The sequence below is a fragment of the Pseudomonas sp. ASL8 genome (genome assembly GCF_056680355.1).
Genome location: NZ_CM155278.1, coordinates 2,729,530 through 2,741,213 on the forward strand (window position 1 = coordinate 2,729,530; position 11,684 = coordinate 2,741,213).

General features: G+C 59.2%; 9 protein-coding genes. 5 read left to right on the forward strand and 4 right to left on the reverse strand.

The window, feature by feature from the left end; genetic code table 11:
* Positions 1 to 56: 56 nt before the first annotated feature.
* Positions 57 to 872 (reverse strand): helix-turn-helix transcriptional regulator, encoded by an 816-nt coding sequence (locus tag AC1MEA_RS12460; protein WP_219062077.1) that lies wholly within the window; start codon positions 870 to 872, stop codon positions 57 to 59.
* A gap of 136 nt (positions 873 to 1,008) precedes the next feature.
* Between AC1MEA_RS12460 and AC1MEA_RS12465 the strand changes: the two genes are divergently transcribed.
* Both AC1MEA_RS12465 and AC1MEA_RS12470 read left to right on the forward strand, forming a co-directional pair.
* Positions 1,009 to 1,827, forward strand: coding sequence for a carbon-nitrogen hydrolase family protein (locus AC1MEA_RS12465; protein ID WP_449634652.1), 819 nt, complete (start codon positions 1,009 to 1,011; stop codon positions 1,825 to 1,827).
* An 83-nt stretch (positions 1,828 to 1,910) separates the two neighbouring features.
* Entirely contained in the window at positions 1,911 to 3,236 is a 1,326-nt protein-coding gene (locus AC1MEA_RS12470; protein WP_480918014.1) for an APC family permease, read from the forward strand.
* A gap of 76 nt (positions 3,237 to 3,312) precedes the next feature.
* On the opposite strand, the gene metR is transcribed toward AC1MEA_RS12470, so the two are convergent.
* Positions 3,313 to 4,230, reverse strand: a complete 918-nt coding sequence (metR, locus tag AC1MEA_RS12475) for a transcriptional regulator MetR (protein ID WP_219062348.1) — start codon at positions 4,228 to 4,230, stop codon at positions 3,313 to 3,315.
* A 107-nt stretch (positions 4,231 to 4,337) separates the two neighbouring features.
* On the opposite strand from metR, the gene metE reads away from it, so the two are divergent.
* From metE to AC1MEA_RS12490, 3 genes are all read left to right on the forward strand, one after another.
* Positions 4,338 to 6,650, forward strand: a complete 2,313-nt coding sequence (gene metE / locus AC1MEA_RS12480) for a 5-methyltetrahydropteroyltriglutamate--homocysteine S-methyltransferase (RefSeq protein WP_480918015.1) — start codon at positions 4,338 to 4,340, stop codon at positions 6,648 to 6,650.
* A 122-nt stretch (positions 6,651 to 6,772) separates the two neighbouring features.
* Positions 6,773 to 7,765: an alpha/beta fold hydrolase gene (locus AC1MEA_RS12485; RefSeq protein ID WP_480918016.1), complete on the forward strand. Its 993-nt coding sequence runs from the start codon at positions 6,773 to 6,775 to the stop codon at positions 7,763 to 7,765.
* A gap of 72 nt (positions 7,766 to 7,837) precedes the next feature.
* Positions 7,838 to 8,494, forward strand: a complete 657-nt coding sequence (locus AC1MEA_RS12490) for a DsbA family oxidoreductase (RefSeq protein ID WP_480918017.1) — start codon at positions 7,838 to 7,840, stop codon at positions 8,492 to 8,494.
* Positions 8,495 to 8,499: 5 nt separating this feature from the next.
* Here AC1MEA_RS12490 and AC1MEA_RS12495 read toward each other — a convergent pair whose 3' ends face one another.
* Positions 8,500 to 9,897, reverse strand: coding sequence for a sigma-54-dependent transcriptional regulator (locus tag AC1MEA_RS12495; protein ID WP_219062071.1), 1,398 nt, complete (start codon positions 9,895 to 9,897; stop codon positions 8,500 to 8,502).
* Complete coding sequence (locus tag AC1MEA_RS12500; RefSeq protein WP_480918018.1) at positions 9,894 to 11,645, reverse strand: ATP-binding protein; 1,752 nt, start codon at positions 11,643 to 11,645, stop codon at positions 9,894 to 9,896. The genes AC1MEA_RS12495 and AC1MEA_RS12500 overlap by 4 nt, the downstream gene beginning before the upstream one ends.
* Positions 11,646 to 11,684: the final 39 nt, after the last annotated feature.

The following is an 11,684-nucleotide window of genomic DNA, read 5'->3' on the forward strand; positions in this document are numbered from 1 at the left end:
CAATCAGTGGTTTCACTCCGTGTCTCTGTGGACCGGTAATGAGACCTTCCCTCGATTCAGGCGCTTTGCGCCTGAAGAAAAATCGAAAACAGCTCAGATTGCGACTTGATGCCGAGCTTGCTGTAGATGTGTTTCTTGTGCACCCGCACGGTTTCGGCGGAGATTTCCAGTTTGCGGGCGATCTCCTTGCTTGAGCAACCGCTGAGCATCAGCCGCCCGACATCCAGCTCACGGGCGGTTAATTGTGCACCTCTACTTTGCTGTACCGATGCTTCCAGCTGGGTACGCCAATCATTGACGGGTTGCAGCGGCTGTACGTGCTGCTCGGATTGGGCGTCCGGCTCAAGCAGCTCGAACGGCATGCGTTGCCGGAGCAAGGCCACCACCCAGGGTTGAATCATTGAAAGCAGGGCAATGTGTTCGGTGCTGAAACGTTGGGTCGAGCCCAGTGACAGGCACACAGTGCGATCCGCATCGAGTTGGCAGTTGAACTGAATCTCATCGGCCACTACGTTCAGGCGAAAGTAGCGCTGATAATACTCCGTCAGCTCGAAGTGTTCCGGGGCGACTTGCGCCAAACGAAACAATCCGGTCTGCGACTGCTCGCGACTGGCGATGTAGAACGGGTCAAGCAGGTACAGACCCTTGAGGTAATCCTGGAACAACGGGTCGGGCGAGCCATCTTCACCGGGGCATTCGGCGAACACCAGCGGGCGTTGCCCTGAGCTGAACTGCAGCGCGACCCAACTATCGAAATTCACGTATTGATTGAGCATGCGGACCAGTTGCGCCCAGAAATTCGGCTTGTCCAACGCGTCTATCAATTGCGCGACCGAGCGATGCCAGGCGATGTCCTGTAATGCGATTGTCATCCTTCTACCCCTATTGGGTTACCACAGCTGCGTAATTCCCCGCGCACGCTGCTGATGCGCATACTGCCCGCAGAGCCGATGACCAGGCCAGCATTTATTGTGCCGGATCGGCCACGACAATGAATAAGGAGAACCCATGAAGGTCGAACTCGCCCAACTGGCAGGCCAGGATAACGGCACCGACTACAATCTGCGGCGTGCCTTGGCAGCGATTGCCGCCTGCGCCAGCGACACCCGGTTGATCGTCTTTCCGGAAACCCATCTGATGGGCTTTCCGTCGGCCGAAACCGTGGCCCGGATCGCCGAACCGCTGGATGGGCCGACGGTGCAAGCGGTGCAACAGGCGGCCCGCGAGCGCAATGTAGCCGTGGTGATCGGCGTCGCCGAAAATGATAACGGCCAGTATTTCAACACCACGCTGCTGATCACCCCTGAAGGTATTGCCCTGCGCTATCGCAAGACGCACCTGTGGGCGTCGGACCGTGGTGTGTTCAGCCCCGGCGACCGCTTCGCCACCTGTGAGTGGAACGGCATACGGGTCGGTCTGCTGATCTGTTACGACATCGAGTTTCCGGAAACGGCCCGTGCCCTCGCGCAGTTGGGGGCTGATCTGATCATCGTCACCAACGGCAACATGGACCCGTACGGCCCTACGCACCGCACCGCAATCATGGCCAGAGCCCAGGAGAACCAGGCGTTTGCGCTGATGGTTAACCGTGTCGGCGAAGGCGATGGCGGCCTGCTGTTTGCGGGAGGCAGTGCGTTGGTCGACCCGTTTGGCAGTCTGCTGTACGAAGCGGGGCGCGAAGAAAGCCAGTTCAGCGTCGAGCTGGACCTCAGCCAACTGGCTGCCGCGCGCCGCGATTACCGTTATTTGAACGACCAGCGCTTGCGTTTACCAGGCGAAGTCCTCGAACACGCCGATGGTCTGCGTGAGCTGTTGATTCCTCGATAAGTACAGATGTTCATAACAATAACTGCTTTTGTTCTGCCGAACTTTTCTCTGCCATAAAACCAATAAATCCGGAGTAGTCGCTCATGGCTCGTTTGCAACGCACCCTTTCACTGGGGTCGGTGGTGCTGTTTGGCATCGCCTATATGACACCGATCATCGTTCTCGGCACTTTCGGCATCCTCGCGCAATCTACCCAAGGCATGGTGCCGGCGGCGTATCTGGCGGCTCTGGTGGCGATGTTTTTCACCGCCATGAGTTACGGGCGCATGGCCTCGGCGTTCCCGGTCGCAGGGTCGGCTTACAGCTACGTGCGCAAAGCCATTAGCCCGAAACTGGGCTTTATCGCCGGTTGGGCGGTGCTGCTGGATTACTTGTTTCTGCCCATGGCCATCTGGCTGATCGGCGCGGCCTACCTCGGTTCGGCCTTTCCGGCGATCCCGCAACCGATCTGGGTCTTGGCGTTCATTGTCATTACCAGCGTGATCAACGTGGTTGGTTTGAAGCTTGCCAATACGATCAACGCGTTGCTGATGATCGTGCAATTCCTGGTGCTGGCGGCGTTCGTCGCGCTAAGCATTCATTACATCGGCGGTGATGCGAGCAAACCTCTGTGGACATTGGCCCCTTTCTTCAGTGGCGACATGCAGATGCCGCTGATCATGAGCGGCGCGGCGATTGCCTGTTATTCGTTCCTCGGGTTCGATGCAGTCAGTACCCTGACTGAAGAAACCAAAGATCCACGCCGCACCATTCCTCGGGCGATTATGTTGATTACCCTGATCGGTGGCTTGATCTTTGTCGGCGTGTCGTACTTTGTGCAGTTGGCGCATCCCTCGTTCGTGTTCGAAAATGTCGACTCGGCTGCTTATGAAATCGCCCGCAACATTGGCGGCGACCTGTTTGTGTCGATCTTCCTCATCGGTTTGATCGTCGGTCAGTTCGCCTCAGGTTTGTCGGCACAGGCCAGCGGTTCGCGGCTGTTATTCGCCATGGGCAGGGACGGGGTTTTGTCGAAATCTTTCTTCGGTCGTCTGAACGAGCGCTTCGGTACACCTGTTAACAGCATTGTGCTGTGCGGAGTGGTGGCCCTGCTGGCGTTGAAACTGGACGTCACTACCTCGACGTCTTTCATCAACTTCGGCGCGTTCCTGGCCTTCAGTCTGGTTAACCTGTCAGTGATCTTCCATTACTGGATCGGTGGTGAAAAGCGTGGCCTGCGCGAGCTGGTGCTGTTCCTGATCTTCCCGTTGATCGGCCTGGTCGCTGACCTGTGGTTGATGGTCAGCCTCGACAAGCTGGCGATCATCCTGGGCCTGAGCTGGTTGGCGATTGGTTGCGTCTACCTGGCATGGCTTACCGGTGGTTTCCGTCGTCAGCCACCGGAAATCGACTTTCAGGAAGCTGCCTGATCCACACGCATGCGGTCTGCCAGACAGACCGCTTCGCTTGCTGCGTAAGCCTCGGGTCGAATCAGGCGGCCCGGTCTTATCGAACGGCACTCACCCCATCCAGCGTGGAAAACGAGGTGTCTTTGGCGGTCAGCAGGAAGTCACGCATGTACGGCGCGTCGAGCATGTCGGCGCGAATACCGGCGTACAGCGTGGCGAACAAGCCCTTTTCGCCTAGCCGCTTGGCCTTCACATAGCCCCGCGAGCTGTATTCATGCAGCGCCCAATGGGGCATGCCGCAAACGCCGCGTCCGCTGGCGACCAGTTGCATCATCATCACCGTCAACTCCGAGGTCCGTACTTGCGCCGGTTCAACATCGGCGGGTTCCAGGAAGCGGGTGAAGATGTCCAGGCGGTCACGTTCTACCGGGTAGGTAATCAGGGTTTCCTTGAGCAGGTCTTCCGGGACGATATACGGCTTGTTCGCCAGCGGATGCTGATTGGCGACCGCCAGCATGGCTTCGTAAGTGAACAACGGCACGTAAGTGATACCCACCAGCTCCAGTGGGTCGGAGGTCACCACCAGGTCCAGATCGCCACGGGCCAGCGCCGGCAGAGGGGCGAATGAGAATCCAGAGGCCAGGTCCAGCTCGACCTCCGGCCACGCGTCGCGGAACTGGTCGATGGTCGGCATCAACCACTGGAAGCAGCTGTGACACTCGATAGCCATGTGCAGGCGCCCCGCAGTTCCGCCCGCCAGACGGGCGATGTCACGTTCGGCACCCCGCAATTGCGGGAGGACTGAATCCGCCAGTTGCAACAGGCGCAGCCCTGCACTGGTGAAGCGCACGGGTTTGGTCTTGCGTGTGAACAGCGACATGCCCATCCGCTCTTCCAGCTCCTTGAACTGATGGGACAAGGCAGATTGCGTCAGGTGCAGGCGCTCGGCTGCTTCCACAAGGCTGTCGGCCTCGCGCAAGGCGTGGAGGGTTTTCAGGTGGCGGATTTCCAGCACAGAGAGCTCCATGAGTAAATTTTGTGATCAACACGAATACAATGAGTTTGTCTCATGTTGGTCAGGCTGTCGACAATAGGGCCATCTTTTATTGGGAGGACGTTGTCATGGCCTTGGCCCACACGCTTGGATTTCCGCGCATCGGCGCAGACCGTGAATTGAAAAAAGCGCTTGAAGCGTACTGGAAAGGCGAGCTTGATCAAGCGGGTCTGCGTGCAGTCGGTCGTGAGTTGCGCGCTACTCACTGGCGGCTACAGAAAGATGCCGGGATTGACCTGCTGCCAGTCGGCGACTTTGCCTGGTACGACCAGGTGCTGACGCATTCGCTGACCTTCGGCGTGATCCCTGAGCGCTTCGCGGGTGCTAAAAATGACGCTGGATTGCCAACCCTCGATACCTTGTTCGCCATGGCCCGTGGCGCCAGCGATCACTGCTGCGGCGATAGCCACGGCAAGGCGCAACACGCTCAAGAGCTGACCAAGTGGTTCGACACCAACTACCACTATCTGGTCCCTGAGTTTACTGAGGATCAGCGTTTTCAACTGAGCTGGGAGCAGTTGTTCGAGGAAGTCGACGAAGCCCTGGCGCTGGGTTATGCGGTCAAGCCGGTATTGATCGGTCCTTTGACGTATCTGTGGCAGGGCAAAGCCAAGGGTGACAGCTTCGACAAACTTGACCTGCTGGAACGCCTGCTGCCGTTGTACGGTGAGATCCTCGGGCGTCTGGCGGCTCAGGGCGTTGAATGGGTGCAGATCGATGAACCGATCCTGACCCTCGACCTGCCACAAGACTGGAAAAACGCGTTCGAACGGGCGTATCACAGCCTGCAATACTCGCCGCTGAAAAAGCTGGTGGCCACTTACTTCGGCGGTCTGGAAGACAACCTTGGGCTGGCGGTGGCGCTGCCGGTGGCGGGTTTGCACATCGATCTGGTGCGCGCGCCGGAACAGCTGGCGGCGGTACTTGATCGCCTGCCGACCTATAAAGTGCTGTCGCTGGGCGTGGTCAACGGGCGTAACGTCTGGCGCTGCGATCTGGACAACGCACTGGAGCAACTGCAACACGCGCACGTCCGCTTTGGCGACAATCTGTGGGTGTCCGCTTCGTCCTCGCTGTTGCACAGCCCGGTGAATCTCGAGCGCGAAGACACGCTCGATGCTGAACTGAAAAGCTGGCTGGCCTTTGCGGTGCAGAAGTGCGAAGAAATCGCGGTGCTCAGTACGGCGTTGAACGATCCGCACGCGGCGACAGTGCACGCCGCGCTGGCCGAGAGCCGGGCCATACAGCTCAGCCGCGAGCAATCGTCGCGTATCCATAAACCGCAGGTCCAGGCACGTCTGGCGGCGATCACTGCGGCTGACAGTCAACGTCAGTCCGCTTTTGCCGAACGCATTGAACAGCAGCGTGCGCGGCTGAATCTGCCGCCGTTTCCGACCACCACCATTGGCTCGTTTCCACAGACAGCGTCTATTCGTCTGGCGCGGCAGGCGTTCAAACAGGGCACCTTGTCGGCCACTGATTACACCGAAGCCATGCACGGCGAAATTCGCCATGCGGTGGAGACTCAGGAGCGTCTGGGCCTGGACGTGCTGGTGCATGGCGAGGCTGAGCGTAACGACATGGTCGAGTACTTCGCCGAGCAGTTGGACGGGTATGCGTTTAGCCGGTTTGGCTGGGTCCAGAGCTACGGTTCGCGGTGCGTGAAGCCTGCGGTGATATTCGGTGACATAAGCCGTCCGCAGGCGATGACGGTTGAATGGACGTGCTACGCGCAGAGCCTGACCGACAAGGTCATGAAGGGCATGCTCACCGGCCCGGTGACCATGCTGACGTGGTCGTTCCCGCGTGAAGATGTTTCACGCAAGGTTCAGGCGCAACAACTGGCGCTGGCAATCCGTGACGAAGTGCTGGATCTGGAGCGGGCCGGGATTAAAATCGTGCAGATCGACGAAGCCGCTTTTCGTGAAGGCTTGCCGCTACGTCGGTCGCAGTGGCAGGCGTATCTGGAGTGGGCGGTGGAGGCTTTTCGCTTGTGTGCTTCTGGCGTGCGTGACGAAACCCAGATCCACACTCACATGTGTTACAGCGAATTCAACGATGTGATCGAATCCATTGCCGCGATGGACGCCGACGTGATCACCATTGAAACGTCTCGCTCGGATATGGAATTGCTGGAGGCCTTCGACGCGTTCGATTACCCGAACGACATCGGTCCGGGCGTCTACGACATTCACTCGCCACGCGTGCCAGACACCACCGAGATGGTCAAGCTGATGACCAAGGCGGTCCGGCACATCCCTGCTGAACGGTTGTGGGTCAACCCGGATTGCGGCCTGAAAACCCGTGGCTGGGTCGAGACAGAAGCCGCGTTGGCAAACATGGTGGCGGCGGCGCGGCAACTGCGGCGCGAATTGGCGTGAGAGCGGACTGAACCCCGACCACCGGGCAGCATTCATCAAATTGTCATGCAACTGTGGCAGCGCGCTTTGAAAAACATCATCAAACTTCGCACCTACTGGGGATAGGCGGCTTGGTGTTTTTCATGCGGGTGTTAATTTTTTGGGTCGCACTTCTATGCGGCCTGCCGTCTTTTGCGGCTTCTCGATGCGACGTCAACGTCCCCACGCAAGTGGCCGATCTCAAAGAGGTGCACCTGGCGTATCAGAGCATCGGGCGTAACTCCGATCCGGCTCTGGTTTTGGTGATGGGGCTGGGTGGCCAGTTGATTCACTGGCCTGACGAGGTAGTGGTCGCGCTCTGTCAGCAAGGTTTTCGGGTCATCCGTTACGACAACCGCGACGTGGGGTTGTCCACCTGGACACAGGCGCCAGCCAGTCCCAACCTCACGTATGAAGTCCTGCGCTACAAGCTTGGCTTACCGGTTTCTGCACCTTACAGCCTGACCGATATGGCCGACGACGCCCTGGGCTTGATGGACGCGCTGCACGTTCGGCAATTCCATGTGCTGGGCGCGAGTATGGGCGGGATGATCGCTCAGCACCTGGCGGACATTGCGCCGGATCGCGTAGAAAGCCTGACCCTGATCATGACCAGTTCCGGCGCGCAGGGGTTGCCTGCACCGAGCCCGGCATTGCTGCAACTGCTGGCCCGACGCAGTGCGCCGAGTCGCGAGGTGGCCATTGAACAGCAGGCCGACTTGCTTGCCGCACTGGGCAGCCCGCAGGTGTTGGATGATCGCAAGGTGCTGTTGCAGCAGGCGGCGACTTCTTATGACCGCGCCTTCAATCCCGATGGCGTAAAGCGCCAGATCCTGGCGATTCTGGCCGAGTCCAGCCGTGTGGAACTGCTTGATCGTCTGCGCCTGCCGACGCTGGTGGTGCACGGCACGGCCGATCCGTTGTTGCCGGTGATGCACGGCGTTCATGTGGCCGCGCATATTCAGGGCAGTCAGTTGCGCTTGATTCCGGGGCTGGCCCATCGTTTTCAGGAGGCGTTCAAGGCGCCGCTCCTGGCGGCGGTTCTGCCGTATCTGAAAGCGCATCAACGCGATGGCAGTCACGTCGCGCAGTTGTAGCTCAGGTGAAAAGGACGCCGACGAAGGTGTAAGGTGCGAGCTTTCCCACTGCAATACGTGAGCGAGGGTTCCATGAGCACACCCCTGAAAATCGATTTCGTTTCCGATGTGTCCTGCCCCTGGTGTGTGATCGGCCTGCGGGCCTTGACCCAGGCGCTGGACGGGCTGGGCGATGAGGTCAAGGCCGAGATCCATTTCCAGCCGTTCGAGCTCAACCCGAACATGCCCGCTGAAGGTCAGGACATCAACGAGCATATCTTCGAGAAATACGGTTCGACGCCCGAACAGTCCCGGCAGAGTCGCGAAGTGATTCGCCAGCGAGGTGCCGAGCTGGGGTTTACCTTCTCGCAGGGTGACCGACGCATCTACAACACCTTCGACGCCCACCGCCTGTTGCATTGGGCTGAGCTGGAAGGCAAGCAGCAAGCGTTGAAAGAAGCCTTGTTCGCCGCGTACTTCACGGATCACGCCAACCCTTCGGATCATAAAGTACTGGCAGCCGTGGCTGAACAGGTGGGTTTGGACCGCCAGCGTGCCGAAGCAATTCTGGCGTCAGGCGAGTACGCCGCGGAGGTCCGTGAACTGGAACAGCTGTGGGTTTCGCGCGGGGTCAGCTCAGTGCCGACCATCGTCTTCAACGACCGTTATGCGGTGTCTGGCGGGCAACCGGTGGAAGCGTTCGCCGACGCCATTCGTCAGATCATTACTGAGGCTGCGGAGCAGCAATAACACGTCTACCGGACAATTTTGTCGACGTGGATGGCCAGTTTTTTCAGGCGATACCACAGGCTGCGCTCGGAGACCCCGATCAAGTGCGCGGCAGCGGCCTGGACGCCGTGGGTTTCATGCAGGGCGGCGAGGATGTAGGCTTTCTCCACTTCGGCGAGGGCCGCCTCCAGGTCTTTCGGGATCGCTGTCCCTTCGCTGACCAGGTTGATGACGCTGCTGTCTACCGGGCGCGAGCCAAACAGGTAGGCCGGTAGATCGCTTTCTTCAATGGTGTGGCTGGAGGCGACGATGGTGGCGCGTTCTACACAGTTTTGTAGCTCGCGAATATTGCCCGGCCATGGGTAATTGGCCATCGCCAGCATGGCTTCCGGGCTGAAACCGGTGATGCGCTTGCCCGCTGCGGCGCCCAGGGTGTGGGCAAAATGCATGGCCAACGGTGCGACGTCCTCGGCCCGCTCGCGCAGGGGGGGCAGGGGGATCGGGAACACATTCAGGCGGTAGTAAAGGTCCTCGCGGAACTCCTTTTTCGCCACGGCTTCAAGCAGGTCTTTGTTGGTCGCGGCAATCACCCGCACATCAACCTTGCGCTCACGTGAATCACCCACGGGCTCGATTACCCGTTCCTGCAAGGCGCGCAGGATTTTCGCCTGCAGCGCCAGTGGCATGTCGCCGACTTCATCAAGAAACAGCGTGCCCTTGTCGGCCTGCATGAACCGTCCGACGCGATCAGCCACGGCGCCAGTGAAGGCGCCCTTGCGGTGGCCGAACATTTCGCTCTCAAGCAAGCCTTCGGGGATTGCCGCGCAGTTGACCGCAATAAAGGGCTGGTCCGCGCGGTTGCCGTGTTTGTGGATCGCCCGGGCGACCATCTCTTTGCCGGTCCCGCTTTCGCCGGTCAGCAGGATGGTGGCGTTGCTTTCGCGCACTGAATCCACTGCCTGCAACACCCGACGAAAGGCCGGACTCTCGCCCACCAGGCTGTCGATCTGCTGATGCTGATCGAGTTCGGCGCGCAGGCGTGCGTTGTCACGCAGGATGTCGCGAAATTGCAGGGCCTTGTTGACCGTGATGTCGAGCTCATCGATATCAAAGGGCTTGCTGATGTAGTCATACGCGCCGTTGCGCATCGACTGCACGGCATTTTTCACCGTGCTGTAGGCGGTCATGACGATCACCGGCAGCAGTGGGAAGCGGAGTTTTATTTCAGCCAGCAATTGCGGACCATCCATGCCTGGCATGCGCCAGTCAGTGATCACCAGATCAATCTCTTCGCGCTCGAGCACCGCCAGGGCATGCAGGCCGTTGCCTGCGGTGAACACCTGGATGTCATTCTGGCTCAGGGCTGAAGCCAGCAGATCGCAGAGCTTGGGTTCATCATCGACGACCAGTACGTTATGGCTCATGACCGCTCTCCTCCATAAGCGGGCACGTACAGATTGAACGTCGCCCCGGCCCCCGGCTGGCTGACGCATTCAACCCGGCCATCGTGGTTCTCCATGATCGAAAATACTTTCGCCAGGCCTAGCCCGGTGCCGGATGCCTTGGTCGTGACAAATGGGCTGAAAATGCGTTCTGTCATGTCAGATTCAATGCCATGGCCGGTGTCGGAAATACTGATGATCGTGGTGTCTTGAACAATTGCAATGCCCATCGTCAAGCGCCCGCCGGTGGGCATCGCGTCGATCGCATTGAGGACCAGATTCAGACAGGCTTGGGTCAACTGCCGGGCGTCGGCATACACCGTGGCATTGGGGGTGTGCTCGATGATCACCGCATCGATGTTGTGGGTCGACAATTCCGGGGCACAAAACCCCAGCAAGTCATCCAGCAGGGGTCTGACCCGTTGCGTGGAGCGGATCGGAGGGCTGGGTTTAGCGAAGTCGAGGAACTCCGTGATCAGGTCGTTGATCCGGGTAACCTCGGAAATCACGTACTCCAGGTGGCGCATGTCGGTTTCCGGCAACTGCGCACGGCGGTGCAGCAGTTGGGTGGCCGTTTTGATGATGCCCAGCGGGTTGCGGATCTCGTGGGCCAACCCCATGGCCACTTCGCCCAAGGTATGCAGGCGGTCACGGCGGCGCAGTTGTGCTTCCAGGTGCTGAAGCTCTTTGAGGCGCTCGGTCATGTCGTTGAAGGTTACGCTGAGCTCAGCCAGCTCGTCGTTGCCGATGACCTCGACGTGCTGACGGTAATCGCCAGCGGTCACAGCCCGTACGCCTTCGGACAAACCGCGCAGCGGTTTGGTCAGGCGTTGGGAAATCAACCAGCCGACGCTCAGTGACAGGGCTGAGCCCAGCAGCAGAATCAGCAGGAATAAGTTGGTCTGATTGACCAGTCCAACCAGGGAGGCATGCCGTAGCAGGCCACTGAAAATGATACCTTGAAGCTCTCCGGTGTCATTGAATACCGGGGTATACAGACCGGCGTAGCTGCTGGTGAACTGCTCGCTGGGCTCTTTGGTATCGCGCAATGTCTGCTCGATTTCGGGCGGCACGATCGCCGGGTGGTTCATGAAGCGCTGTGTTGAAAAAATCTCGCTGAAGCCAGCAGTGTCTTTCATATACAGCCGCAGGTCGAGGGAGTGCACATCAGCCACGCTGGTGAGGAAACTGCTGTCCAGAAAGGTCCCGACTAGTAACTCATAATCGACGCCATCCTGAGTTGACTGATAGGTCGACACAACGACGCCCGTGAACACGCTGCCGTTATGGATGGTTTGCAGCACGGCGTTGGGCGCGATGCTGATCTGCTCGATGATGTTGTCGGCAACGGTGGAAAACACCACTTTGTGGTCACTGCTGCGGATCAGCGCGACGACGTCGATGCCCATGGCATTGGCGAGATCGGAGGTCAACTTGTTGTGCCGGGCGGTGGAGGGTGTCGAGGGGCGGGTATTTTGCAGGAACAGCCGGGACACCCTGGTGTTAACCCGCAGGATTTCGCTGATTTCGTCCTGGACGATCCGGGTCGATTCCTGGAGCCAAGTACTGACGTTACTTTCAAAAATCTGCGACACGGTGGTCGCCGCCAGTTCGGCGGCGATCATTGTCGGAATGACGCTGACCAGCCAGAACGCGAGGACCAGCTTGCGCTGTACGGTCCAGCGCGAAAGGGTAAACGTTTTTCGGGTGCGGCTTTTTTCTTCGCTCATCAACGCTCGCTTATTGCAGCAGCCGTGCCTGGGTCGAAC

Bases quoted from the DNA above. Each gene is read 5' to 3' on its own strand.
- AC1MEA_RS12470 (WP_480918014.1), top strand. From the start codon at position 1,911: ATGGCTCGTTTGCAACGCACCCTTTCACTGGGGTCGGTGGTGCTGTTT.
- AC1MEA_RS12465 (WP_449634652.1), top strand. From the start codon at position 1,009: ATGAAGGTCGAACTCGCCCAACTGGCAGGCCAGGATAACGGCACCGAC.
- AC1MEA_RS12495 (WP_219062071.1), bottom strand. From the start codon at position 9,897: ATGAGCCATAACGTACTGGTCGTCGATGATGAACCCAAGCTCTGCGAT.
- AC1MEA_RS12485 (WP_480918016.1), top strand. From the start codon at position 6,773: ATGCGGGTGTTAATTTTTTGGGTCGCACTTCTATGCGGCCTGCCGTCT.
- AC1MEA_RS12490 (WP_480918017.1), top strand. From the start codon at position 7,838: ATGAGCACACCCCTGAAAATCGATTTCGTTTCCGATGTGTCCTGCCCC.
- AC1MEA_RS12460 (WP_219062077.1), bottom strand. From the start codon at position 872: ATGACAATCGCATTACAGGACATCGCCTGGCATCGCTCGGTCGCGCAA.
- metE (WP_480918015.1), top strand. From the start codon at position 4,338: ATGGCCTTGGCCCACACGCTTGGATTTCCGCGCATCGGCGCAGACCGT.
- AC1MEA_RS12500 (WP_480918018.1), bottom strand. From the start codon at position 11,645: ATGAGCGAAGAAAAAAGCCGCACCCGAAAAACGTTTACCCTTTCGCGC.